This is a genomic window from Desulfovibrio porci, from assembly GCF_009696265.1.
In the GTDB taxonomy this organism is placed as follows: domain Bacteria; phylum Desulfobacterota; class Desulfovibrionia; order Desulfovibrionales; family Desulfovibrionaceae; genus Desulfovibrio; species Desulfovibrio porci.
Genome location: NZ_VUMH01000004.1, coordinates 209,105 through 234,279, shown reverse-complemented (window position 1 = coordinate 234,279; position 25,175 = coordinate 209,105). Strand labels below are relative to the sequence as shown.

Annotated in this window: 23 protein-coding genes and 1 pseudogene; 12 read left to right on the top strand and 12 right to left on the bottom strand. The window is 64.4% G+C overall.

Features of this window, described 5'->3' with window-relative positions:
• Nucleotides 1–5 precede the first annotated feature (5 nt).
• Together nadA and nadC are read right to left on the bottom strand one after the other, a co-directional pair.
• A pseudogene (gene nadA, locus FYJ44_RS06055) lies at nt 6–1,064 on the bottom strand (quinolinate synthase NadA); the annotation flags it as partial.
• Nucleotides 1,065–1,121: 57 nt separating this feature from the next.
• Entirely contained in the window at nt 1,122–1,994 is an 873-nt protein-coding gene (gene nadC / locus FYJ44_RS06050) for a carboxylating nicotinate-nucleotide diphosphorylase (protein WP_154510118.1), read from the bottom strand.
• A gap of 353 nt (nt 1,995–2,347) precedes the next feature.
• On the opposite strand from nadC, the gene mgtE reads away from it, so the two are divergent.
• The 9 genes from mgtE to FYJ44_RS06005 all read left to right on the top strand — a co-directional run bounded on the left by mgtE (nt 2,348) and on the right by FYJ44_RS06005 (nt 11,084).
• On the top strand, nt 2,348–3,739 hold the full coding sequence (gene mgtE / locus FYJ44_RS06045; RefSeq protein ID WP_154510116.1) for a magnesium transporter: 1,392 nt from the start codon (nt 2,348–2,350) through the stop codon (nt 3,737–3,739).
• A 299-nt stretch (nt 3,740–4,038) separates the two neighbouring features.
• Nucleotides 4,039–4,719: a response regulator gene (locus FYJ44_RS06040; RefSeq protein WP_154510114.1), complete on the top strand. Its 681-nt coding sequence runs from the start codon at nt 4,039–4,041 to the stop codon at nt 4,717–4,719.
• 161 nt (nt 4,720–4,880) lie between these two features.
• The gene (locus tag FYJ44_RS06035) at nt 4,881–5,972 is read left to right on the top strand and encodes a sulfite exporter TauE/SafE family protein (RefSeq protein WP_154510112.1); all 1,092 of its coding nucleotides are present in this window, start codon (nt 4,881–4,883) and stop codon (nt 5,970–5,972) included.
• Nucleotides 5,973–5,999: 27 nt separating this feature from the next.
• Nucleotides 6,000–6,431, top strand: a complete 432-nt coding sequence (locus FYJ44_RS06030) for a DUF1634 domain-containing protein (protein ID WP_154510110.1) — start codon at nt 6,000–6,002, stop codon at nt 6,429–6,431.
• 171 nt (nt 6,432–6,602) lie between these two features.
• Nucleotides 6,603–8,345, top strand: coding sequence for a sensor histidine kinase (locus tag FYJ44_RS06025; protein ID WP_154510108.1), 1,743 nt, complete (start codon nt 6,603–6,605; stop codon nt 8,343–8,345).
• A 1-nt stretch (nt 8,346) separates the two neighbouring features.
• Nucleotides 8,347–8,736 (top strand): response regulator transcription factor, encoded by a 390-nt coding sequence (locus FYJ44_RS06020; RefSeq protein ID WP_154510106.1) that lies wholly within the window; start codon nt 8,347–8,349, stop codon nt 8,734–8,736.
• Nucleotides 8,733–9,392 carry a sensor histidine kinase gene (locus tag FYJ44_RS06015; RefSeq protein WP_154510104.1) on the top strand — a complete coding sequence of 220 codons (660 nt, stop codon included), beginning with the start codon at nt 8,733–8,735 and terminating at the stop codon, nt 9,390–9,392. The genes FYJ44_RS06020 and FYJ44_RS06015 overlap by 4 nt, the downstream gene beginning before the upstream one ends.
• A gap of 39 nt (nt 9,393–9,431) precedes the next feature.
• On the top strand, nt 9,432–9,902 hold the full coding sequence (locus FYJ44_RS06010; RefSeq protein WP_154510102.1) for a response regulator: 471 nt from the start codon (nt 9,432–9,434) through the stop codon (nt 9,900–9,902).
• A 15-nt stretch (nt 9,903–9,917) separates the two neighbouring features.
• A complete protein-coding gene (locus FYJ44_RS06005) occupies nt 9,918–11,084 on the top strand; it encodes a hybrid sensor histidine kinase/response regulator (RefSeq protein WP_154510100.1) in 1,167 nt (388 codons plus the stop codon).
• Nucleotides 11,085–11,205: 121 nt separating this feature from the next.
• Here FYJ44_RS06005 and FYJ44_RS06000 read toward each other — a convergent pair whose 3' ends face one another.
• From FYJ44_RS06000 to FYJ44_RS05965, 8 genes are all read right to left on the bottom strand, one after another.
• Entirely contained in the window at nt 11,206–11,601 is a 396-nt protein-coding gene (locus FYJ44_RS06000; protein ID WP_154510098.1) for a PaaI family thioesterase, read from the bottom strand.
• A 308-nt stretch (nt 11,602–11,909) separates the two neighbouring features.
• Nucleotides 11,910–12,866: a Tim44 domain-containing protein gene (locus FYJ44_RS05995; protein ID WP_154510096.1), complete on the bottom strand. Its 957-nt coding sequence runs from the start codon at nt 12,864–12,866 to the stop codon at nt 11,910–11,912.
• Between the two features lie 151 nt (nt 12,867–13,017).
• Nucleotides 13,018–13,419 (bottom strand): hypothetical protein, encoded by a 402-nt coding sequence (locus FYJ44_RS05990; protein ID WP_154510094.1) that lies wholly within the window; start codon nt 13,417–13,419, stop codon nt 13,018–13,020.
• Nucleotides 13,420–13,586: 167 nt separating this feature from the next.
• Nucleotides 13,587–14,702, bottom strand: coding sequence for a DUF4198 domain-containing protein (locus FYJ44_RS05985; RefSeq protein ID WP_154510092.1), 1,116 nt, complete (start codon nt 14,700–14,702; stop codon nt 13,587–13,589).
• A 132-nt stretch (nt 14,703–14,834) separates the two neighbouring features.
• The gene (locus tag FYJ44_RS05980) at nt 14,835–15,635 is read right to left on the bottom strand and encodes a ComFC family protein (protein ID WP_288229389.1); all 801 of its coding nucleotides are present in this window, start codon (nt 15,633–15,635) and stop codon (nt 14,835–14,837) included.
• Nucleotides 15,632–16,261 (bottom strand): flavodoxin family protein, encoded by a 630-nt coding sequence (locus tag FYJ44_RS05975; protein ID WP_288229390.1) that lies wholly within the window; start codon nt 16,259–16,261, stop codon nt 15,632–15,634. The genes FYJ44_RS05980 and FYJ44_RS05975 overlap by 4 nt, the downstream gene beginning before the upstream one ends.
• Nucleotides 16,258–16,884 carry an MBL fold metallo-hydrolase gene (locus FYJ44_RS05970; RefSeq protein WP_154510090.1) on the bottom strand — a complete coding sequence of 209 codons (627 nt, stop codon included), beginning with the start codon at nt 16,882–16,884 and terminating at the stop codon, nt 16,258–16,260. Before FYJ44_RS05970 ends, FYJ44_RS05975 begins: the two co-directional genes overlap by 4 nt.
• A gap of 359 nt (nt 16,885–17,243) precedes the next feature.
• Complete coding sequence (locus FYJ44_RS05965; protein ID WP_154510088.1) at nt 17,244–18,077, bottom strand: nitroreductase family protein; 834 nt, start codon at nt 18,075–18,077, stop codon at nt 17,244–17,246.
• A gap of 177 nt (nt 18,078–18,254) precedes the next feature.
• Here FYJ44_RS05965 and FYJ44_RS14615 point away from each other — a divergent pair, with 177 nt between their 5' ends.
• A complete protein-coding gene (locus FYJ44_RS14615) occupies nt 18,255–18,821 on the top strand; it encodes a hypothetical protein (RefSeq protein WP_229772536.1) in 567 nt (188 codons plus the stop codon).
• Between the two features lie 77 nt (nt 18,822–18,898).
• On the opposite strand, the gene FYJ44_RS05955 is transcribed toward FYJ44_RS14615, so the two are convergent.
• Both FYJ44_RS05955 and FYJ44_RS05950 read right to left on the bottom strand, forming a co-directional pair.
• Complete coding sequence (locus FYJ44_RS05955; protein ID WP_154510086.1) at nt 18,899–20,455, bottom strand: polysaccharide biosynthesis/export family protein; 1,557 nt, start codon at nt 20,453–20,455, stop codon at nt 18,899–18,901.
• Nucleotides 20,456–20,656: 201 nt separating this feature from the next.
• Complete coding sequence (locus FYJ44_RS05950) at nt 20,657–21,031, bottom strand: RT0821/Lpp0805 family surface protein (protein ID WP_154510084.1); 375 nt, start codon at nt 21,029–21,031, stop codon at nt 20,657–20,659.
• A 279-nt stretch (nt 21,032–21,310) separates the two neighbouring features.
• On the opposite strand from FYJ44_RS05950, the gene FYJ44_RS05945 reads away from it, so the two are divergent.
• Both FYJ44_RS05945 and FYJ44_RS05940 read left to right on the top strand, forming a co-directional pair.
• Nucleotides 21,311–22,336, top strand: a complete 1,026-nt coding sequence (locus FYJ44_RS05945; RefSeq protein ID WP_353867104.1) for a molybdopterin-binding protein — start codon at nt 21,311–21,313, stop codon at nt 22,334–22,336.
• A gap of 59 nt (nt 22,337–22,395) precedes the next feature.
• Complete coding sequence (locus tag FYJ44_RS05940; protein ID WP_154510080.1) at nt 22,396–25,119, top strand: molybdopterin-dependent aldehyde oxidoreductase; 2,724 nt, start codon at nt 22,396–22,398, stop codon at nt 25,117–25,119.
• Nucleotides 25,120–25,175 lie beyond the last annotated feature (56 nt).

Below are 25,175 nucleotides of genomic sequence, written 5' to 3'. Positions count from 1 at the left end.
TGTCCTCATTGACCGCAAACCTCCAGCATGCGGGTTAAGGAGCGGCGGGCGGGACCGCACAGCGCGGCCTCCACGGCGAGAGGCTCGGCCGTTCCGTGGGCAATGGCGGACAGTGTAGCCAAAAGTTTCGCTTCCGTCACCTTGGCCATGTCCGGGCAATAAGCCCGGCCCAGCGGGAGGATGCGGCAGCGTCCCTTGTGGCGGTCCGCTAGGCGGTCCACCAGATTGTTTTCCGTGCCGATGACCAGGGTGGAGCCGGGGGCTTCCCCGGCCAGACGCGCGGCCTCCCTGATCAGAAAAGAGGTAGAACCGGCGGCGTCGCAACGCTCGATGAGTTCCGGGCGGCACTCGGGGTGGGCCACCAGGCGGCAGCCCGGATAGGCAGCGCGCGCGGCTTCGGCCTGCTCGGGCCTGAGTCGGGCGTGGATGGCGCAGCAGCCGGGCCAGAGCAGCAACGGGCGGTCGAGGGGTTGGCGTTCGGCATCAATGAGGCCGTGGCCGTTGAGGCGCAGAATATGCTGTTCGTCCGGCGTGAGGCCCAGTTTTCCGGCCGTGTTGCGGCCCAGATGCTTGTCCGGCAGAAAGAGCACGCCGTCGCCCTGATCCAGGGCCCAGCGCAGCATGGTTTCGGCATTGGCCGAGGTGCAGACCGCGCCGCCGTATTCGCCCACCACGGCCTTGAGGGCCAGGGTGGTGTTGACGTAGGCCAGGGGCACGACGCGGCGGCCCGTGGCGGTCAGTTGCTCCAGTACGCGGCGGGCCAGGCCCGCCGGGGTCATCAGGGACATCATGCAGTCGGCGTCAGGCGCGGGCAGATGCACGGCCTGCCCCGGTTTGGCCAGCAGAGCCGCCGATTCGCCCATGAAAAAAACGCCGCAGAAGACAATATGCTCCGCGTCCACGTCGGGCACGCGACGGGCCAGCTCCAGCGAGTCGCCGGTGATGTCGCAGTGGGCCACCACCGCGTCGCTCTGATAATGATGGCCCATGATGCGGACCCGCGCGCCCAGTTGTTTTTTTAACGCCGTCACGGCGGCGGTGATCTCGTTCATACGTTGATCCGTATAATAGTGGGAATGATGAGGGCGGCTGCGCCGCCGGTTCGGGACCGGTTCCGCCGTTCAGACGGGAATCAGGGTCATGCTGAAATCCGCGGCCACGGCCGAGTGGGTCAGGCGGCCCACGGAAATGAAATCCGGACGGCGCGGGCCGGTCAGGGCGATGGCCCGGATGGTCTCCAGACGCACGCCGCCGCTGACTTCGGCCTCAATGTCCGGCGGCACCAGAGCCAGCGCCCGGCTCAGCAGCGGGCCTTCCATATTGTCCATCATAATCCGCTCGGCCTTGGCCGCCACGGCTTCGCGCACATGCTCCAGGGTACGGCATTCCACCTCCACGGGCGGACAGGGGCGGTAGCGGGCGCGCAAGGCGGCCACGGCGGCGGTGATGGAACCGGCCGCGTCTATGTGGTTGTCCTTGAGCATGAGCATTTCCGCAAGATTCTTGCGGTGGTTCGTCCCGCCACCCGCCTGCACGGCGTATTTCTCGGGCCAGCGCAGGCCGGGCGTGGTTTTGCGCGTGTCCAGCAGGCGTACGCCCGTGCCTTCCAGTTCCCGCACGTAACGGGCCGTAAGATTGGCGATGCCCGAAAGATGGGTGATGAAATTGAGGATGACCCGCTCGGCCTTGAGCATGGCCACGGCCGGAGCCGTGATGCGGGCCACTTCGGTCATGGACGGCACGCGCGAGGCTTCCCGCGCCGCCGCTTGCCAGGAAAAGGGCGCGCCCAGGCTTTTGAACACCGCGCCGATGACTGGCAGACCCACCACCAGGGTGTCTTCCTTGGCCCGGATGGCGGCGTGCATCCGCGCCTCCGGCGGGAAGAGCCCCTGCGCCGTCAGTTCCGGCCCGTCTTCGTTCAGGGCCAGGTCAATACTTTGTTGCAGCAGCCGTTTTCCGTCGGGAGAAAAAAAAGCGGCCCAAGGCGTGAACATTGCGCTTGTCCCCATTTCATGCGCGTGCTAAACGAAAAACGCCCGCGCGCGTCCGTACGCGCCCGCGCCTGGGGAACCGGGCACGCGGCATGAAGGCGTGCGGGACCGTGGCGCTCCGGATGGCGCACAGCCTGCCCGGGGGCTTTGAAGTAGATAGAATGACCTGTGGCGCGCGTCAAGTTGCGGGCGTCATTGGGAGCTTTTTCACATACGCGGCCCGCATGCGGGCGCGGACCTGAAACCGCCCCCTGTCCGGCGCGTCCGCGTCACGCAGAGCGGTATTCTTGCGTGGCCTTTGCCGTCGGCAAGGCGCTGTTTTTTTCATTTCTCCTGATTCTCAAAAGGGCGTGCTCATGGCTGACGACCGCACCGACGAAATTCGCCCCTCCTCCGCCGTGGATGAAAAATCCGTCCCGCCGGAGGCCGGGGACGCGCACGGCATCAGCATGCCCGCGGCCTGCCGGGAGGCGGGCGACGAGGCCGAATTCGTCCATCCGGCGGATATGGCCGACCATCTGGAAAATCTGAGCCTGGAAAAACAGGTCTGCGCCCTGCGCCATATGACCACCGAGGACGCCGCCGAGGCTCTGGCCGAGTTGGACGGCAACGTGGCCGTGGACGTGCTGGAAAATCTGGACGCGGACGTGGCCGCCCAGATCATCGCCGAGATGGCCCCGGACGACGCCGCCGACGTCCTGGACGAACTGGACGAGGAGCACCGCGACGTGCTTCTGGAAAAGCTGACCAAGGAAGATTCCGAGGAATTGCGCAATCTGCTCAATTTCGACCCGGATTCCGCGGCCGGCGCCATGAACACCGAGCTGATCCTGTTGGAGCAAAATCTCACGGTGGACGAAGCCATTGCCCACATCCGGCGCGAGATGGAGGACAAGGAGAGTCCCTATTACGGCTACGTGGTGGACGACAAGGACGTGCTGGTGGGCGTGCTTTCCCTGCGCGACCTGATGCTGGCCCGTCCCGGCACCGTTGTGGGCGACGCCGCCGCCGGGCAGAGCGTGGTCAGCGTGACCTATGACACGGACAAGCGCGAGGTGGCCAGCCTGCTCTCGCACTACAATTATCTGGCCCTGCCCGTGGTGGATTACGAAGGCCACATTATGGGCGTGGTCACCTATGACGACATCATGGACATCATGCACGAGGAGGCCAGTGCCGACATGCTCGGCATGGTGGGCGCGGACCCCGAGGAAAGCGTGGACACGCCCTGGACGGAAAGCGTGCGCAAGCGCCTGCCCTGGCTGATGGTCAATATGATCAACTCCGCGCTGTCGGCCTCGGTGGTCTATATGTTCGAGGGCACCATCGCTCAGATGGCCGTGCTGGCCGTGCTCATGCCCATGGTCGCCAATCAGGCGGGCAATACCGGGCAGCAGGCCCTGGCCGTGATGATCCGCCAGCTGGCCACGGACCGTTTCGACCAGAAGAAAGCCTGGATGGCCGTGCTGCGCGAGGGCAAGATCGGCATCGTCACCGGCCTGTTCATGGCCGTCACCGCCTTTCTGGGGGCCTGGTGGTTCACGGGCAATCATCTGGTGGGCGCGGTCATGGGCGGCGCGCTGCTGTGCGACATGATGCTGGGCGCGGTGGCCGGAGGCTCCATTCCGCTGATCTTCCGCGCCCTGGGCCGCGACCCCGCCCAGGCCTCCAGCATCTTCCTGACGACGATCACCGACGGCGCGGGTTTCTTCATCTTTCTGGGCATGGCGACGCTGTTCATTTTTTGAGATGGCCCGCCGTCGGTGCAGCAGGCGGAGCCGGCAGCCCGGAAAATGCGCGCAGGCGGAGCTTTGCTTCGCCGCCCGGCAAGCATTTTCCGTGTTTTCAACGCCCGTATGGGCGTTGCCTTCCGCTTGTCGGCGCGGGTTTCTTCATCTTTCTGGGCATGGCAACGCTGTTCATCTTCTGAGACAGGCCCGTGCCGGTCCGCCCGGCTTTTTCCCCGCACTCCCACGGCAGACAATACGGCGGAAGCGTGGTATGCTGTACCCGCTCCGGGCGGGAGCAGGGGAGGCAAGGATCGGGTATGGGCGAGACTTTCGGCCGGGATGTCTGCCGCGTTCTGCTGGTGGACGATCACAAGCTGCTCATGGAAGGCGTGCGCAGCCTGCTCGCGCCGCATGCGCATCTGCGTGTGGCCGGTATGGCCCAGAGCGGCGGCGAAGCCGTGGCCCTGGCCGCCTCCCTTGCGCCGCAGATCGTGATCATGGATCTGGGCATGCCCGGCATGAACGGCGTGGACGCCAGCCGCGCCGTGCTCCAGGTACAGCCACAGACGCGCATCCTGATCTATACCGGCCACGAGGACCAGCGTTTTCTGCCCGAACTCATTGACCTGGGCATCATGGGTCATGTGCGCAAATCCGAACCGCCGGGCGTGCTGCTCAAGGCCATTGAAAGCCTGCGCCGGGGTGAAATTTTCCTGACCTGCCCGGACCCCGGCGGCTGTCTGGCCGACCTGCTGCGCCGCCGCCGCGATGCCGCCGAACAGGGCGGGGCCGGGGATCTCAGCGCGCTTTCCCCGCGCGAAAAAGAGATTTTCCGCCTGCTGGCCGACGGCAAAAGCGTCAAAAACATCGCCCTGGATCTCTGCATCAGTCCCAAGACCGTGGAAACCCATAAATATAATCTGCTCACCAAATTGCAGGCTGGTTCCGTAGGCGATCTGGTCAAAATCGCCATCCGTCACGGCCTGGTGCGGGTCTGAGCGCGTGCGGGGCAGCGCGCGGCAGCCGGGGATGGGGAAAGCCCTGAGGCGGACGCGCGTAAATCAGGATTCTCCCGATGGTCCGCCCGCGCGGAGCGGGGTACGGTAGCGCCATTCCGAACATTCACATGCGTTTCGGCGCATGCCGCAAGGGGGAAACAATGGCGCGTATTTTCCGTAGAAATCCGGAGAAAAACAAAGGTCTTTTCCGGCAGTGGCTGCTGCCGCTGGCATTGTGTTTGAGCCTGGCCGCGCCGTGCGCGGCCCTGGCCGTGGATGCCGCCGCTTCCACGCCGTCCGCGCAGACAGCGCAAAGGGCCGCGACGGATGCGGGCGCGTCCCTGCATGCGGCCCCCACGCCGGCCATGCCCGCCGCCTCCCAGGTCCCGGCCGTGGCCGCGCCGCAGGACAATCATCCTTGGTGGTTCTGGCCTCTGGCCCTGCTGGGCTTCTGTTTTATTCTGGGCATCATCGCGGTCATGGCCGGCGTGGGCGGCGGCGTGCTTTTCGTGCCCCTGGTCAGCGGCTTTTTCCCCTTCCATCTGGACTTTGTGCGCGGCGCGGGCCTGCTGGTGGCTCTGGCCGGTGCTCTGGCCGCCGGGCCGGGCCTGTTGCGGCGTAACTTCGCCAACCTGCGCCTGGCCCTGCCCGTGGCTCTGATCGCCTCGGCCTGCGCCATCGTGGGCGCCATGCTGGGTCTGGCCCTGCCCACCGATGTGGTGCAGACCTGCCTCGGCGCGGTCATTCTGGGCATCGCCGTGCTGCTGCTGGTGTCCAAAAACTCCGTGCGCCCGGTGGTCACCAAACAGGATGCCGTGGGCCTGGCCCTGGGCATGAACGGCGTCTTTCTGGAACCCAGCACCGGCGAAGTGGTGGAATGGAAAACCCACCGCACCCTCGCGGGTCTGCTCTTCTTCATCGCCATCGGCATCATGGCGGGCATGTTCGGCCTGGGCGCGGGCTGGGCCAACGTGCCGGTGCTCAACCTGCTCATGGGCGTGCCGCTCAAGGTCGCCGTGGGCACTTCCAAATTTCTGCTGTCCATTACCGACACCTCGGCGGCCTGGGTCTATCTGAACCAGGGCTGCGTCATTCCGCTCATGGCCATTCCCTCCATCGTGGGCCTGATGCTGGGTTCGGTGGTGGGCGTGCGCCTGCTGGCCAAGGCCAAACCCAAGTTCATCCGCTACATGGTAATCATCGTGCTTTTCTTCTCCGGCGCCAAGGCGCTCATGAAAGGCCTCGGCTGGTAGCCGGGCGGGACGCACAGGAGTCAAATTATGGATACTCTGGATCTCAAGAAAGAAATCAAGGCCTCGCCCGCGCAACTGCGCTATGCCGACACCCTGTTCTACGGCGCGTTGATCGGTTTTGTGCTCATGCTCGTCACCTACACACTGTATATCCTGGGCGTGCTTGAGCCCCAGGTGCCTCTGGACGAGTTGCCCCGTCTCTGGACCGGCAGCGCCGCCGACTACCGCGCCGCCGGGCATATTCCCCAGGGCTGGGGGTGGCTTGCGCTTGTGGGCAAGGGCGATATATGCAATTTCTTGGGCATCGTCTTTCTGGCGGCCCTGACCATCATCTGCTTTCTGCAACTGGCCTGGAGCCTGATCCGGCGCAAGCAGTGGCTGATGACCGCCATCGCACTGCTGGAAGTGCTGGTGCTGAGTCTGGCGGCTTCGGGCATTCTTGTCGCCGGCGGCCATTAAAAAGCGTCTTTTGCCCCCTGGCGGCGTCAAACGGCGTTTTTTACTTGGTCATGGACGAGAAGAGTCCACTCCCTTCGTAAAAAACTTGTTTTCCTTGCCAGGGGACAAAATCCGTCTTTTTAATGCGGCTTCATGCGGAGATGCGTGAGCCGGAAACTGCGGGAGGGGTCTATGTTTGCCGCGATCAGAAAATACGTCGGCCAGTTGCTGGAAGTGCCCGAGGCGGTGTCCCCGGCGCGCTACCGTTCGCTGCGGCGGCTGATGACCGTATTGATGGTGACGGTTTCCGTGGCCCCCCTGTTGATCATGTCCGGTTTCAGTCACGTCCAGTACACAAAGACGCTGGAGCGGGAAATGGAAAGCCCGCTCTACGCCCTGGCGCGCAAGTCCCAGGCTTCGCTGGAGCTTTTTTTGGGTGAGCGGGCCTCCACCGTGAGCCTGATCGCCCATGCCTACAGTTTCAGGGATCTGGCCGACGAAAAAACGCTGAACCGTATTTTCATGGCCCTCAAGAGCGAATTCAAGGGTTTTGTGGACATGGGCCTGGTGGATGTGGAAGGCCGCCAGGTGGATTATGTGGGGCCCTACAAGCTCAAAGGCGCGGATTACGCGGGCCAGCCCTGGCTGCGCGAGGCCGAGATCAAGGGCCGCTATATCAGCAACGCCTTTCTGGGCCTGCGCGGTTTTCCGCACATGGTCATCGCCGTGCACCGCCTGGAGGAAAACGGCATGTCCTGGACCCTGCGCGTGACCATCGATACCTCCCGTCTGGAACAGCTGGTTTCCGCCGTAGGTCCGGAACAGGATACGGACGTCTTTCTCTGCGACAGCGCGGGCGTGCTGCAAACCAGTTCCCGTCTCTACGGCAAGGCCCTGGACAAACTGCCCATGAAACTGCCCCCGGCCAGCCATGAGACCTTGGTGCGGCGAATGGTCGACGACAAGGGGCACAAGCTGCTGGTGGCCTCCACCATGCTGGCGGGCACGGACCTGATGCTGCTGGCCGTGAAGCCCAGCCTGGAAGCCTTCCGCCCCTGGACCGCGCTGCGCAGCGAATTGCTGCTGGTGCTCTGCGGCGGCATCGCCGTCATCATGCTGGTGTCGCATCTGCTCATGAAGCATCTGGTGGGCCGCCTTCAAGCCAGCGACGAGCGCCGGGTGGCCGTATTCGCCCAGATGGAGCACAATCAGAAGCTGTCATCCATCGGCAGGCTGGCCGCCGGCGTGGCCCACGAAGTCAACAATCCCCTGGCCGTGATTTACGAAAAAGCCGGTCTGACCCTGGACTTTTTGCGCATGAGCAAGGATTGCGCGAGCTATGAAAAGCACCGGGAACGGATCATCAGCCTGCTGGAAGGCATTGAGGGCACGGTGGAGCGGGCGCGCGGCATCACCCACCGCTTGCTGGGCTTTTCGCGCCGCATGGAAGCCAACCGCCAGGCTCTGCGCCTGACCGAAGTCATCACCGAAAGCTCGGAATTTCTGGAACGCGAGGCCAAGAACCGGGGCGTGCAGCTCTGTCTGGATCTGCCCGCCGACCTGCCGGAAATCATCTCGGACCGCGGCCAGTTGCAGCAGATTTTCCTGAATATTCTGGGCAATGCCCTGGATGCCGTCAGCGGCGTGGAGCAGGGCGGCCGCATTGAGGTGAGCTGCGCGTGTTCCGGCGCGGGCGCTGTGACCGTGAGCGTGAAGGATAACGGCAAGGGCATGCCGCCGGACGTGCTCAAGCATATTTTCGAACCTTTCTATTCCACCAAGAAGGACAAGGGCACGGGCCTCGGCATGTTCATCACCTACGGCATCGTGCGCCGTCTGGGCGGCGAAATTGTTGTGGAAAGCGAAGAAGGGCGGGGCAGCGTGATACGCATAATCCTGCCGCTGACGCCGCCCGAAGGCGCTGTGGAGGTCTGAGATGGCGCTGCGTATTCTTTTGGCTGACGACGAAAAGGAATTTGTGGAAACCCTGGCCGAACGCCTCACCTTGCGGGGGCATGAGCCGCGCGTGGTCTACGACGGGCCGTCGGCTCTGGCCGCCGTGGACGAGGCTCTGCCGGACGTGGCCGTGCTGGACCTGCTCATGCCCGGCCTGCCCGGCGACGAAACCCTGCGTCGGATCAAGGCCGCGCATCCCGATCTGCCGGTCATTCTGCTCACCGGGCACGATGCGGTCGACGACACGGGCGTGGCCCCGGCGGCCCAGGCCTTCGCCTGTCTGACCAAACCGCTGAGTTTCGCCGTTTTTCTGGAAACGCTGGAGGCCGCCGCCCAAAGCGCGCGGGACGCGCGGGGAGGCCAGTCATGAATGACAGCCAGTGCATGGCCCGCCTGCTGGCTTCGGCCGTCCACGATATGCGTAACGTCCTGGCCGTGATCCGCGAATCCGCCGGGCTGGCGCAGGATATGGCGGCCCTGGCCGGTGACGCCCTGCCCAGGGGCGAACGTCTGCTGGCGGCCCTGAGCGAAGTGCAGAACCAGATTTTGCAGGGCGCGGCCCTGGCCGAGGGCATGGAGTTCATGTCCCAGGCCGGAGGCGCGGAAAATGAAAATGCCGGGCCCTGCGATCTGGCCCGGGTCTGCCGGGTCTTCTGCCGCATGGCCGCGCGCCAGGCCAGGGCCGCGCAGATGCGTCTGGTCAGCGGCGAGAACGAGGAGCCTGTCTGGGCTCCGGCGCCGCCGCTGGAGGTGCTGCGCTCGTTGCTGGAGGTCTTTGACCTCTGCGCCTCGGTGGGCGGCCAGGTGACCCTCAGGTTCACGGCGGGCAGGCAGCAGAAGGCCGAGGGCGTGATCATCGAGGTGCTGGAAGGGGTCAACGCCGATCTGGCCTTGTCGGCTCTGACCGGCAGCCCGTTGCTCAACGGCCTCAGGCCCGGCTGGCAGGCCGTGCTGATGCCCTGGCGTGACGCGGGCGGGCGGTTTTTCCTTTCCCTCGCGGCCCGCGATGCTGAAAGTCAATCATAGTCAATACGATACCGGCCAGGCCGGACCAAGGAGCGGTTCATGACCAAGGAAGACATCAAAATTTTGCTGGTGGACGACGAGAAGCAGTTTGTGGACACTCTGGCCGAACGCCTGGCCATGCGCGGCTTTGAGGCCCGCGTGGCCTACGACGGCCCGGAAGCGCTCAAGGCTGTGGAACTGCCCACGGACGTCATTGTGCTTGACCTGCGCATGCCCGGCATGGATGGCTTTGAAGTGCTGCGCAACGTCAAGAAGAGCAATCCGCAGGTGCAGGTGATCATCCTCACCGGCCACGGCGGCGACGCCGAGGAACAGACCGCCTACCGCATGGGCGCGTATAATTTCCTCAGAAAACCCATGGATATCGAAGAATTGCTCAGCAGCATCCGCATGGCCTACCGCGACAAAGTGGAAAACGCCATGGTGGCGGTATCCCTGGCCGAGGGCGGCGATTTTGAGTCGGCCCGCGACGTTCTCAACGAGAAGGATCTGATGTCCGAGCACAAATAGCCCGGGGTAAAGGGCATGCGCGTACTGCTGGTTGACGACGAAGCGGCATTTGCCCGGCCTCTGGCCGAACGTCTGGAACTGCGCGGCATGGAAACCGGGGTGGCCCTTGATGCGGAGGCCGCCCTGGTCATGCTGGCCGAGGGCGAGTGGGATCTCGTCTTTCTGGACGTGGGCCTGCCGGGCATGGACGGCGTGACCCTGCTCAAGATTCTGCGCGAACGCTATCCTGATCTGGACGTGGTCATGCTTTCCGGCGCGGCGGACATGGGCAGGGCCGTGCAGGCCATGCGGCGCGGCGCGCGCAACTGGCTCTCCAAACCGGTGTCCGTGGACGGCGTGCTGGCAGAATGCGCCAAGGCGCGCGACCGGGCCCAGGCGCGGCGGCAGGCGGCCCGGCTGGCCGAGGCGGCGCGCCTGCGCAGCCTCGGGCGGGTGGCCGAGGGCGTGGCCCACGAGGTCAACAATCCGCTGAACATCATGGTTCAGGCCGCCGGTCTGATCAAGGACAGCCTGGACGACCCGGAAGCCGCCGTCCTGCCGGATCTGGAGGAATTGCGCACCGCCGTGGACACCATCCGCGCGCAGAGCCTGCGCGTGCGCGAGATCACCCGCAAGCTGCTCATGGTGGGGCACGGCCTGGACGGGCGCGTGCAGCCGCTGGATGTGCCCGAAATCCTCGCCCGCGTGCTGGAGTTGACCCGCTCCCGCCTGGACGGCGCGGGCGTGCGCTGCGAACTGGATTTCCCGCCGGAAACGCGCGCGGCGCGGCCCTTGGGATCGGCCCTGGAGTTACAGCAGATTTGTCTGCATCTGGTGGAGAACGCTCTGGACGCCATGCCCGAGGGCGGCCTGCTGCGCATTGCGGCCCGTGTGCGCCGCGAGGAAGGGGCCGGGGACGCGGCGCAGGGCGGCGAAGAGCGGGGTTGGTATGAGCTGCGGGTGGCGGACAGCGGGCACGGCATCGCCCCGGATGTGCTGCCCCATATTTTTGAGCCTTTTTTCAGTACCCGCGAGAGCTGTGGCTCCAAGGGGCTTTCGGGCCGGTACGCGGGCCTGGGACTGACTGTGGCCCGCTCCCTGGCGCATGGGCGCGGCTATGAGCTGACCGCCGTCAACGGCGCGGACGGCGGCGCGGTATTCACGCTCCTGCTGCCGCTGGGAACTGATGGAATTTCCATATAAAAACGGTTCGGTACGGATTTCGATCCGCGCGCGGATAAGCTTCACGCGAAAACGGCGTTTCGAATGTGACTTTCGAAACGCCGTTCTTTTTGTTTCAGGTCATGCGGACCCGGCAAAGGATTCAGCGGGGCAGGGGCACGTCCGTCAGAAAGCCCGCGGCCATGGTTCTGGCGATCAGCGCGCCCGAGCCGTCAAAAATCTGCACGTCATAGCTCTGCACATGCTGGCCGTCGCGCACTACGCGGGCTTCCGCCGTGAGCGGGCCGGTTTTGCCGGGGCGTAGAAATTCAATGGTGGTGCTCAAGCTGACCACGCCGGTTTCCCGGTCGGCATTGGCCGCCGCGCCGAAGGCCACGTCGGCCAGGGCAAAGATGGCTCCGCCGTGGGCCACGCCCATGCCGTTTTTATGGTTCTCGGTCAGGGGCATGCTCACCTTGGCGTAGCCCCGGCTGGCGCTTTCAATGCTCATTTGCAGGTGGCGCATCAGTTTATCGTGTTTGGCAACGTAATTTTCCATACTACTCTCCGCTGGTTCAAAAAAGGGGGCCGAAAGCTGCCGCTTCCGGCCCCGGACTGATAATGACAAATTCGCTTCGCGGCGTTTAGGCCGCCGCAGGCTGGTTTTCAAGAAAATTCGCCGGGCGGCACGACACGAAAATCAGTCGTTGCGCCGCTGTTTGTTTACCTAACCTGTTTCGCAGCCAGGGGAAAGGCCCTTTCCGGGCAGCCTTCGCCCCACTGACGGCGCGGCAAGGCTGCGGCCTGCTTCTGATTTTCGGAACTGCCGATTTTGCGGCAGCCGCAGAGGGCGGAATGGGCCGGGGGTCACTCCACCTGCTGAATGCCGTCCAACTTCCAGGTGCCGCCCGCTATGGGGCGCACAAAATGCCAGACTTCGCGTACCGAGGACGGAGCCTGCTGGTCCGGACTCTCGCGCAGCAGCACGTCAAAGAAAACCTGGGCGCGCTGGTCGTCGCCGTCGTTTTCCACACCCAGCAACTGGGCGTTGACCAGCAGCACTTCCGTGGTGCTCGGCGTGGGCTCGGCCGCCAGTTGCTCGCGTACGGCGTCCAGCACGGCGGGCGTTGCGAACTGGGCGATATCGTTCAGATCGCGCTTATCCCATGAATGCTGCAAGCGGTTGTAGGCCATCTTGGCTCCGCGCAGAAATTCATCCACGTCAAAGCCCTGGGGCACGTCCACGCGCGGCGCGGCGTCAAAGTCCTGCGCTTGGTCCGCGCCGCCCCGGCCCGTGTCGCGCAGCACGTCCCAGCCGGAGGCCGCGTTGTCGCGGCGCATGCCCTGGGAGGCGCTGTCCTCGCGCAGGTCGCCGTGCAGACCGCCCATGGCCGCGCCCTGCGCTCCGGCCCCGGCGGGCGCGGGAGCCTGCCGGTTACGGAAGCGGGCGAAGAGCTTGAGCCCGAGGAAGACCAGCAGGCCGATGAGAATGATGTCCATAAAGCCGCCGCCCGAGAAGCCGTTGCCCGCAAGCAGGGAACCGAGCAGGGTGCCGGCCAGCAGACCGCCGAACAGGCCGCCCATGCCGCCGAACATGCCGGGGCGCTGCGCGGCCTGACCGGCCTGCGCCTGGTTCATGGGCTGGCGTTGCGCGCCGGGCGTCTGCTGGCGCATGGTCGGCGCGGGCGCGGGCTGGCTCATGAAGGGTTTGCCGCCGAAGGAGCGGCCGCCGCCCATGCGCGCGGCGTCGGCCGATTCGGGCAGGGTAAGGACAAAGGCGGAAAAAAACAGAAATATTGCGATCAGAATGGCACTTGCTTTCATGCAAAAACTCCCGTTGCGGGGGTGGGTTGATGTGAGGCGCGGCTTCACGTCACTGCGCGCAGTATGTATACTATATGGATTTTTGGGGAAAAAGCAAGATCGCCGTCTTGGAGGAAAATTTGTCCACCCGCCGGATGAATATCACGCTTACTTAGGGCATCGAAGCGGATTTTTTGCCTTGTTTTTTGAGATCATGTATCCTTTGCTTTATTTCAGCGGCAGCCTGCTTCATTTCTTCGGTCTGTGGCTGCCTGCCTGCAATTTCAGATAATTGCTCAGTGAGACTCTCCAATTCATCCTGAATGGCTTCCATTGTTTCCGCATCGCCTTCACAGCGATTGACATTTATTTTTCCAGAGGCGTCCATTCCAAGGGCTTCGCGGAATTCAAGCGCAAGGTGTTTCCCTTCATCAGAAATATCTACAGTATCAACCCCGCCGTTATTATCCCTTTGCGCAGCAGTGAACGTCCTGTGATAGTTCAAGATATTCTGAGTTGACTGTGCTCTCATGTCGCCTTGTACGGAACCATTCAGGAAATTTACACTATCCATAAACTATCCCTCCCGCACACGGAATTTTTTTCCTTGCTGACCTATCAAATAAGCAAGATACATGCCCCTGAGTCAGCCGGCTCCTGCTTCGCCTGCGGGGATCGCAAACAAAGAGGGCCGGACAATGCCCGGCCCGTTAGTGGCGCAACAGATGGAAAAGAGCTGTCTCAGCGTTTGCGGGCTTCGGCAGTCGCGCCGTCCACATAGAGCCAGAACAGCGCGCCCAGTTCCAGAGGCTTGGGCTGACCGTCCGGTCCTTTGAGCGGATCACCGGCGGCAGTGGCCGCGCAGCACCACCAGCCCGGCTGATTGAGCACAAAGGCGAAGCGTCCTTCGCCGTCGGTGCGGGCCGCCAGCTCCTCATGCCAGGGCGTGGGCGCGTTCTGTTTGTCCGTGTTGATCCGGGCCATGCGCACCGGCGCATTGTCCAGAGGCTTGCCGTTGAACAGCACGCGGCCGGAAAAGAGGGCCGGGGCGGTCAGGCCGAAGGCACGGGTCAGGGGTTGGATTTCAAAGCGCTGTCCCACGGGCAGTTCCCAGCCGCGCTCCACGCCGTACACGGGCAGGGTGGTTTTGACGTAATGCTGCACAAAGCGGTCGCGGGCGGCATCCCACCAGGGGCGGGCCTCAATGATGAACTGGTAGAGGCCGGGTCGGCTCAGAGCCACATTGGCCCCCCATGCCTTCTGATCCAGGTAGCGGATTTCCTCCACGTCGCCCAGCAGGTCATGCCGTTCGGGCTGGAGCACGCCGTCCTTGACGGGCGTATTGTCGTCATAGCGCAGCACCGCGAAAAGCTGCGGCATGTCCATGGGCAGGCCTTCATGCCGGAAGGGACGCATCATGCTGATCAGCACGTCCACTTCCTCGCTGATGGGCGGCGTCTGGAGCTCTCCTTCGTCGTTGGCCGCGTCGGCGGATACCGGGACTGTGGCATTCCGCCCGGCGGCTTCCACAGCTTTGGCGGCGTCGGGGGTGGCCGGAATTTGTCCGTCGGCCTGCTGCTTGGCCTTGCCCGCACCGTCCTGCGGCTTTGGGGGCTGGACGGCCTCAGGCGCTGCTTTGGCCGGGGCCTGGACCGCGTTTTGTTCCGCAGTGTTTTTTTTCTGCTCTTCCTTGGCCTTGGCCGGAGCTTCGATGCCGGGCTGACTGGGCACCAGCAGGGTCATCTGGGCTGAAGCGGGGCGCGCGGCCGCAAGGCAGCACAGAAATGCGAGCAGGAACAGACGCGACGGAAACGGCAAAGACAACAGGCGGTGAAGAGAGAAAAAGGCGCGCGGCATGAGATCTCCCAAAGGCATTACAAACCCGCGCCGCGCGAAGATGCGGGCACGGGCGCGGCGTTTGCGGTCAGGAGCGCCGCGCCGCGCCCACCATAGCAAAAGGGTCGGGCGTTGTCATGCCTGCGGCGGGCTTCAACCGTGCCTCGGCGTCCGTGCGACGAAGAGCGCGCGCACCTGCAGGGCCCCGGCCGAGCGCAGGGCCAGACAGGCCGCCGCCAGGGTGCTGCCTGTGGTCATCACGTCGTCAATCAGCCAGAGGCGCAGGCCGTGGGCCTGGGGCGCGGCCTGAAAAGAGTCCAGCACATTGCGGCGGCGCAGGGTGGCGGACAATCCGGCCTGCGGCGGGCCTGTTTTCGTGCGGCGCAGCAGCTCCGGGCGCAGAGGCAGGCCCGTAAGACAATGTAGCGCCTTGGCCAGCTCGTGAGCCTGATTGAAACCCCGGCGGCGCAGATGGGCCGGGTGTTGCGGCACGGCCAGCAGCGCGTCGGGAGACGGCAGACAGCGGGAAGCTTCCAGCAGACAGGCTCCGAGCAACGGAGCCAGGGAGAGTTCCCCATCGAATTTGAGCCGCAGCAAGGCGTCGCGTAACGCATCGCAATACAGGCCGTAATAGGCCAGGCTGTCCCAGGGCGGATCATCATTCAGGCATTGGCCGCAACGGCTCTCCGGGTCGGGCCGGGACAATGCGACGGCTTGGCCCGACGCGCGCGCTTCTGCCGTGGGCAGGCCGCAACGCGGACAGCGCGGCCCCCGGTATGGGGAAAACAGCGTCCGGCATGCCGGACAGAGCGGCGCGGCGGCCCCCGCGACGTCGTCGTTCGCGGAAGCGCCGAGGGCGTCTCCGGCGGGCAAAAAAGGGCGCAGGCAGTGCGCGCAACGCGTCTGGCTCAGCCCCAGAATATGGCCCCAACGCCGTAGAAGGCCGGGGATCACTCCACGCGTCCGTCTTTCGCCCGGGCCGTAACCCTCTCACCCCAATGGCGTCCCCAGGCGCGCAACGCATCGCAGACCGCCGGTCGCGCCCACAGGTCTTCCGGCTTGTCCAGGCCGCGCAGCAGGCGTGTGTCCTGAATACGGGCGTTTTGCGGAGCCAGAAAGTATTTGAGGGTCAGCAGAGCGCCGTTGAACAACTGGCCGCCGCGCGGCCTTCCGGCGGCCAGGGCCGCCAGCACGGGCTTGGGCGGAAGGAGGGACTCGCCGCCCTTGGCGGCGTCGGCCTGCGACCGCGCGGCCCAGAAACGCTGCCCCCGGTCGATGAAGGCTTTGAAACGGGCGGGCAGGGCGTAAAAGTAGACAGGCGCGGCCAGCAGCACCAGAGGCGCGGCCTGAAGCAGGGAAAACAGCTCTTCGGCCTGATCTCCGTTCTTGGCCAGCACGCAGTTGTGCGGGGGACGGGAGCAGGCCCCGCAGCCGATGCAGGGGGCGATGGCGTAGCGGCGCAGGGGCTCAAGGCGCACCCCGGCCCCGGCCTCGACCGCGCCTTCGGCGAAAAGGCGGGCCAGGTTGTCGGAAACGCCGTCAGGCCGGGGGCTGCACAAAAGCGCCAGAATCCGGTTCACGCCCCGAACTCGCCGCAGAAGGGATTGTTTCTGCGCTCGTCGCCGATGCTGGTGGCCGGGCCGTGGCCGGGATAGACCGTGGTGTCGTCCGGCAGCTTGAAAAGCACGTCCGCGATGGAATGCAGCAGGGTGGCCTGGTCGCCGCCGGGGAAGTCCGTGCGGCCCATGGAGCGGTAAAAGAGCGCGTCGCCGGTGAAGACCAGCTTTTCCGCCGGAAAGTACAGGGAGACCCCGCCCGGCGTGTGACCCGGCGTCTCCAGCACCCGGCACTCCATGCCGCCGAAGTCGGCTTGCCCCGTGGGCATGGGCAGGCTGTCGAAAGGCGGCACCGGCGGGAAGCCCCAGATGCCGCCCCTGCCGGATTCGGTTTCGGCCAGGCTGTCGTCGCCCGTGGGGGCGTAGACCACGGCCTTGGTGGCTCCAGCCAGTTCGGCCACGCCGTAAAGGTGGTCGAAGTGCCTGTGGGTGAGACAGATGGCGGACAGAGCGAGCTTGTGTTCCGTCAGATATTCAAGCATGGGCGCGGGCTCGCCGCCCACGTCCACGGCCACGGCCCGTTCTGCATTGTGGATAAGATAACTGTTGGTCTGCAAGGGGCCCAGAGGGAAGGTGGCTACAGGCATGTGATGTCCTCTGCGGAATGAAGTGAATATATATTCGCATGTTATACCAGGGGGGCGGCGCGGGCAAGAGGCTGGTGGAGCGGGTCAGGGCCTGACGCGCATGCTCCGGCAGCGCAGTTCAACCGCGACGGGGGCAATGCAGTGTATCGCCGCCACATTTGAGAAAGAAGCCGGAAAATCCGTACTGTATTGCCCTCAAGCGTATTTTCCATTGGTTTGAGCGTCGTGCTCAAGAGCTCTTTCGAACAACTCTCCAAGACGGGAAGATTACCTCGGAGTGACTGTTGAGATGTTCCGGAAACGGGCCTTCATCCGGCGACGCAACTGCGCTGAACCGCAGGATGAAGGCCCTGCATTGCTCAGCGCGCGGGCCAGATCACCCGATGGACGTCGGCCGGGCCGCGTTCCGCCGTGCGCTGATACTGCACCGCCGGAGAGCCGAACAGCATGGCGTAGCCAAGTTCGTGCGTCTCCGGAATGCCCAGGCGGGGGATCAGTTCGGGCAGCACCAGCCGCAGACACCAGTAGAGCAGGCCGCACCAGACCGTGCCCAGGCCGCCGCTCTGGGCCATGAGTTCAAAATACGAAAGATAGATCAGCGAATCCTGTTCCCGGCAGGGGGCGTCCTTGGCATTGGAGACCAGAATGCAATGGGGCGCGTGCCGGAAAATGGGGTCCAGCCCCTTGCGCCAGAGTTCCGGCGCGCTGGAGAAAAACTGGCGGCGCGGATTTTCCGGCATGCGGTTTTCCCGTACCAGGTCTTCCAGGCGCTGGTACACTTCCTTCCGGAAGGCGTCCATGCTCGCCGTGTCGTCAATGACCGTCACCCACAGCTGGCGCGCGTTGACGCCGGTGGGCGCGTGCGCCGCCACGTCCAGCACCCGGCGGAGCAGGGCGGGGTCCACGTTTTCCTGTTTATAGCGGCGCACGGAGCGGCGGCCCTTCATCAGGGTAGCCACCTGCTCCGGCGCGGGCAGGCGTCCTTTCAACGGTTCGCTTTCCGCCGGGTCATGCCCCAGAATGGAAATGGCCCCGGTGGGGCAGACGGCCAGACAATGCAGGCAGCGCATGCAGTGCTCCTCATTGGGGATGGACGGATACTCGCCCTCCATCTGAATGGCCTGGGGCAGACAGTCCTCGGCGCAGGCGCCGCAGGAAACACACAATTCTTTATCGACAGTAAAATACAACATTATAAGCTCCTTTGCGGGCGCAGACCGCCCGACAGGGTCATGATAGACGGGCGGTGCCCGCCTGACAAGCGGGGCGGTATGGGTAAACCTTCAGCACGGGCGTTCGATAAAATAGAGAGGGAGTCCAGAGCGGCAATTCCGCCGCTTGGGTGCGGGAGTGGAGGAAGGGGGCGCGGTATGGGCGTGGACGGCATCAATGTCATGGCCAGAAATTTTGTTTCCAGCGACAGCCAGGAATCCAAATACAGCAGGGCCCGGCAGGTCGCCGCCGAAGCGCGCGGCCAGATGGCCAACCGTCAGAACAGCCTGCTTGCGGCGGGTATGGCGGCCTGCGCGGCCGCCGATCCCGACGGGGGGCATATGAGCCGCAGGGTTCTCGAAGGGCAGAAAGCCGCCCGCCGGATGCAACTGGACAAACAGCAGAATGTGGCGGAAAAATCCCGGGACAATCTGGACGAACTCAAAAAGCGTCTGGAAGAAAAAGCCAAAGAAGCCCGGCAGCATACGGATGAGCAGGGGAACGCCGAGGACGGGCGGGAAACGCCTTTGGATGTGGAAACCGGCTCTGTGGGCAGCGCCGCCGCTGTCGCGAGCCCGTCGGCAACCAGCCTTGCGGCGGCCGGGCATGCTGCCGTGCCCACGGTCAGCACGGAAAACAGCGCGGTGATCAACGCGGCCGCGCCAACGGGGAACGCCATAACTGCGGCAAGCCCTGTGCCCGGTGAGCTTAACCTGGCCGTGTAAGGACTGATTTTTGAAAACGCAGACGGCGCGCGTTCTTCATTGGAAGGGCGCGCGCCGTTTTTTGCGGGGGCGAACATTTATTGCAGGAAGGGCAGGCCGAGCACCGCGCCCGTGGACACCGCCACCTGCATGAGCACCTGGGAAATATCCTTGACGGCCTGCATGTTCTTGGATTCCACCTTGGGCAGCACCAGAATCTGGTCGCCCGCCCTGATGGCGTCGCCGTTTTGGGATACCGAGCCGTTCTGGTGCATGATCAGCACATGGTCGCGGTCGGCCCGGTTGCTGTAGCCGCCCGCGCCCTTGACGTAATCCCCGAGATCCTTGTCTTCGCTCCAGAGCATGGCCTGGGGCACCATGACTTCGCCGCTGACCAGCACCACGTCGCTCTTGCCGGGGATCACGATGATGTCGCCGTCCTCCAGCGCCAGCTTGCCGCTGGCCGCGCCGTTGTCCAGCACCACCACGCCCTCAGGTTCCACGTTTTTGGCCCGCTCCACGAATTTGGCGATCATCTCCGCTTCCTTGGCCCGGATCTGGGATTCCTCGGAGCTGGAGGACGAGGCCGTGAGCGCGGTCTCCTCCAGGCGGCGCAGGGAGTCGGCAATGGCTTTCTTCTGCCGGGCGGCGACGCTCTTGCGCTTGATGTACATGGCCTTGAGATTGGCCCGCCCCGGCTCCACGGCGATGAAGTTCTGCACGTCCTTCAGGCGCGCCCCCCGGCGCACCGGAAAGCGCGAGGTGCCGCGCACCGCGCCCTGCACCTCGATCATCATGGTGGCGCCCGTGGCGTCAGCCATGAACTGCACGCGGTCGCCGTCCTCAAGGGTGAGGTGGCGCAGTTCCTTGAGCGGCAGATAGGTGGCGTAGGGCGCGCCGTTGCGCGTGCCGTTGAGGGATATGTGCGAGGCCTGGCGTTCGGGTTCGGCCAGTTCCATGAGCGTCGCGCCCGTAGCCTGCCCCTTGAGAAATTCAAAGCGCGCGGCATTGCGCACCGCCCCTGTGGCCGTGACTGTGGGACCCTTGTCGCCCACCACCAGTGTGTCGCCTTCCAGCAGGCGCACGGCGGGCAATTCGCCCCGCCGCACAAAGGGATAGAGATCCAGGCTGCTGACCACGTTACCGTCGCGCATCAGGCGCACAGCCCGGTAGCTGCCGCGCGATGGATCAATGCCGCCGGCCTTGTCCAGAAAGCTGAGCACCGGATCATTGGGCGAGCCCGTGTAGCGGCCCGGTTTGGCGACGCCGCCGGTCACAAAGACGGACACGGGCCGGGCGTCCAGCGGCGCCACGTAGACCTGGGTGTCGGCATGGCCGGTGGCCGCCAGCTTGCTGCGCAGATCGTCCACCAGCTTGTCGTGGGCCAGGCCGGCCACAGGCAGCGGACCCACTTCCGGCAGGTCGATACGGCCCTGCGCATCCACAGTGAAGGTGCCGTCCACGTTGAGGGCGCCGCCCCAGAGGCGCAGCACCACGCGATCGCCGGGAGCCACCGCGCCGCCATCCTGGCCTTTGGCGAAATTGCCCTGGAAAAGATTGGCCCCGTAGGGCTGCACGTTGTCGGCGGCCCGGGCGCTCCCGCAGACAAGGCCCACAAGAAGAAAAGCAAAAATGAGGCGGAATGAGTTGAGCATAGCTGTGATCACGCCATTTGTTTACGCATGTCGCGCGGCGTGAACGCGGCATGGACTGCACCGGGCGGCAGCCTGAAAGGACGATTTTTGCTTTCTGGCAAGGAAGAAGACGATTGCGGCTCAGGAATAGTACCCTTGGGTACAGGCCTGGGCCGCAATCGCCTTCTGACGCAGTCCAGAAGGCAAAAGGCGTTCTTTCCGTCAGGGGGTATCGATGCCCTGCCCCCAGACACGAGGCGCCATCCGCCACTGCCCTTCGGCATTCCGGCAGATGACCACGACTTCGGCTTCTCTCTGCCCGGCCAGCACAGTGGCCCGTTTGCAGCTCTCGCCCTTGGCCGAGGTGAAGCTGTCGTCCAGGGTGACGCGGACGTTCTTGCCGAAGTCCGGATCGTCCAGGGTGGTGGAATCGCCGCTGTCGGCGGAAGCAAGATAGGCTTCCACCGGACCGGGCTGATAGGCCGGCGGCGGGGGCGGGTCGGAGAAGAGGCCGCAACCGGCCAGCGGCAGGAAAAGCCCCAAAGCCAGCGGCAGAACCGCCCAGGCGGGCGGCGGGCCGGGGAATCGTCTGTTCATGGATACGCGCTCCGTCGTAGAGACAGGGATGCCGCGCGGGGTGACTGACGCAAAGCCGCGCGCTGTCCGTTCATCTTGCAGAGAAAAAGACTCCTGTCAATTCTCCGCGGGAATGCGCGCCGCGCATCTCCGCGTCAGCAATACGCGGCCGGGAAGCGTTGTTTAATCGCTCAATTTATTCCCAAAAGAAAAGTTTCACTTTGCACTTTTAGTGAATGCCTGCTATATGTTGCTAAAAACATATGAATGGAGAATTCTTTCATGTCCAAACCGGCCGCCATGAAAACCATTGATGTGCGCGACGCTGTGGGCAGCGTGCTCTGTCATGACATTACCCGTATCGTGCCGGGGCAGAGCAAGGGGCCGGTCTTCCGCAAAGGCCATGTGGTGCGGGAGGAAGACATCCCGGTACTGCTGGAAGTGGGCAAGGAACATCTTTACGTTTTTGAGCCGCAGCCGGGCCTGGTGCATGAAAACGAGGCCGCGGCCCGCATTGCGGCGGCCACGGCCGGAGCCAACATTCTGCTCAGCGAACCCAAGGAAGGGCGGATCAATTTTTCCGCCGCCTGTGACGGCCTGCTGCGGGTGGATGTGGCCGCGCTCGGCCGCATCAACAGTCTGGGCGAAATCACCCTGGCCACGCTGCACAGCCTGCAAAAGGTGGACAAGGGCCGGGAGGTGGCGGGCACCCGCGTTGTGCCCCTGCTGATTGACGATGAAAAGCTGCGCGCCCTTGAGGTCATGGTCAGAGGCCCGGTGGTGGAAGTGCTGCCCCTGCGGCGTTTTCAGGTGGGCATGGTCACCACGGGCAGCGAAGTCTTTTACGGGCGGATTCAGGACGGGTTCGGCCCGGTGCTGCGGAAAAAATTCGCAGCCCTGGGCAGCGCGGTCATGGGCCAGACCCTGACCAGCGACGAGGTGGAAATGACCGCCTCGGCCATCAGGGATTTCCTGCAACAGGGCGCGGATATGGTGGTGGTCACCGGCGGCATGTCGGTGGATCCGGACGACCGCACTCCGGCGGCCATCCGCGCCGCCGGGGCGGAAGTGGTCAGTTACGGCGCGCCCGTCTATCCGGGGGCCATGTTCCTGCTGGCCTACGTCCGGACGCCCAAGGGACGCGTGCCGGTGCTGGGTCTGCCCGGCTGCGTCATGTATCACAAGGCGAGCATTTTTGACCTGCTGGTGCCGCGCCTGCTGGCCGGACTCGAGGTGACGGCGGAAGACGTGGCCGTGCTGGGGCACGGCGGGTTCTGCTCCGCCTGTCCGCAGTGTCACTATCCCATTTGTCCTTTCGGCAAATGAATTCTGGGGCGGATTGGCCGCTTCAGGCAACGTTATCCATACATTCTAAGGAGTCGCGCATGGAAACAAAAACTCTTGTGGTCAATGGCATTCCCAGACGATTGCTGGTCAACCCCGACGACAGCCTGGTTGACGTGTTGCGCGGGCAGTTGCAGTTGACGAGCGTCAAAGTGGGCTGCGGCAAGGGCCAGTGCGGCGCCTGTACCGTGATTCTGGACGGCAAGGTGGTGCGCTCCTGCATCGTCAAAATGCGCCGCGTGGCGGAAAACGCCGCCGTCACCACCCTGGAAGGCATCGGCACGCCCACCTGCCTGCATCCTTTGCAGCATTCCTGGATTTACCACGGCGCGGCGCAGTGCGGTTTCTGCACGCCGGGCTTCATCGTGTCGGCCAAGGGCCTGCTGGATGAAAATCCCAATCCCAGCCGTGAGGACGTGCGCGACTGGTTCCAGAAACATCACAATATTTGCCGCTGCACCGGCTACAAACCGCTGGTGGACGCGGTCATGGACGCGGCGGCCGTGATGCGCGGCGCAAAAACCCTGGAGGACATCCAGTTCAAGATGCCCGCCGACGGTCGCATCTGGGGGTCGCGCATCCCCCGGCCCAGTGCCGTGGCCAAGGTCACGGGCGTGGCGGAATTCGGCGCCGACGCCGCTTACCGTCTGCCGCCCGACACCCTGCATCTGGCCCTGGCCCAGGCCAAGGTTTCCCATGCCGTCATCAAGGGCATCGACACCTCCGAAGCCGAAAAGATGCCCGGCGTCTACCGGGTGCTGACCCATAAGGACGTCAAGGGCAAAAACCGCATCACCGGCCTGATCACTTTCCCCACCAACAAGGGTGACGGCTGGGAACGGCCCATCCTGAATGACTCCAAGATCTTCCAGTACGGCGACGCCCTGGCCATCGTCTGCGCGGACAGCGAGTGCAACGCCCGCGCCGCGGCGGAAAAGGTCAAATTCGATCTGGAACTGCTGCCCGAATACATGAGCGCGCCCGAGGCCATGGCCCCGGACGCCATTGAAATCCATCCCGGCACGCCCAACGTCTACTACGACCAGAACGAAGCCAAGGGCGAGGACACCAAACCCTTCTTCGACGATCCCGCCAATGTGGTGGCGGAAGGCAGCTTCTACACCCAGCGGCAGCCCCATTTGCCCATTGAGCCGGATGTGGGCTACGGCTACATCAATGAACAGGGCCAGGTGGTCATCCACTCCAAATCCGTGGGCATCCATCTGCACGCCCTGATGATCGCGCCCGGCCTGGGCCTGGAATTCCCCAAGGATCTGGTCCTGGTGCAGAATACCACGGGCGGCACTTTCGGCTACAAGTTCAGCCCCACCATGGAAGCCCTGATCGGCGTGGCCGTCATGGCCACGGGCCGTCCCTGCCACCTGCGCTACAACTATGAACAACAGCAGCAGTACACCGGCAAGCGTTCGCCCTTCTGGACCACCATGCGCTACGCCGCCAACAAGCAGGGCAAAATCCTGGCCATGGAAACGGACTGGTCCGTGGACCACGGCCCGTATTCCGAATTCGGCGACCTGCTGACCCTGCGCGGCGCGCAGTACATCGGCGCGGGCTACGGCATCCCCAACATCCGGGGCAAGGGCCGCACCGTGGCCACCAACCACTGCTGGGGCGCGGCCTTCCGCGGCTACGGCGCGCCGGAGAGCGAATTCCCCTCCGAAGTGCTCATGGACATGCTGGCCGAGAAGCTGGGCATGGACCCCTTTGAACTGCGCGCTCTGAACTGCTACAAAGAAGGCGACACCACGCCCACCGGGCAGGTCCCCGAAGTCATGAGCCTGCCGGAGATGTTCGACATCATGCGGCCCAAATACGAAGCCGCCAAAAAACGCGCGGCCGAAAAATCCACCCCCGAAGTCAAACGCGGCGTGGGCGTGGCTCTGGGCGTGTACGGCGCGGGCCTGGACGGCCCGGACACCTCCGAAGCCTGGGTGGAACTCAATGAGGACGGCGGCGTGACCGTGGGGTCCTCTTGGGAAGATCACGGCCAAGGCGCGGATTCCGGAGCGCTGGGCACGGCCCACGAAACCCTGCGTCCCTTGGGCGTCCCGGCGGACAAAATCCGCCTGGTGATGAACGACACCAGCAAGACGCCCAACTCCGGCCCGGCGGGCGGTTCGCGTTCCCAGGTGGTCACGGGCAACGCCATCCGCGTGGCCTGCGAAGCCCTTATGGAGGGCATGCGCAAGCCCGCCGGCGGCTTCCTGGACTATGAGGGCATGAAGGCCGAAGGCCGCGCGTTGCGCTATGACGGCAAGTGGTCCGCCCCGGCCAAGGATTGTGACGCCAACGGTCAGGGCAGCCCCTTCGCCTGCTACATGTACGGCCTGTTCATGGCCGAAGTGGCCGTGGAAAAGGCTACCGGCAAAACCCAGGTGGAAAAGCTCACCTGCGTGGCCGACATCGGCGAACTGTGCAACGAACTGATCGTGGACGGCCAGATCTACGGCGGTCTGGCGCAGGGCGTGGGCCTGGCCCTGTCCGAGGACTATGAGGACATCAAGAAGCACAGCACCATGGGCGGCGCGGGCATTCCTTCCATCCAGATGATTCCCGACGACATGGAAATCGTCTATGTGAAGACTCCGCGTAAGGACGGCCCGCACGGCGCGTCGGGCGTGGGCGAAATGCCCCTCACCGCGCCGCACCCGGCCATTATCAACGCCATCTATAACGCCTGCGGCGCGCGCATCACGCACCTGCCCGCCTATCCGGAAAAGGTGCTGGAAGCCATGCCCAAGTAAAACAACCCGAAAACAGGGGGGAGGGCAACCTCCCCCTTTCATTTCCGCCTGTGGAG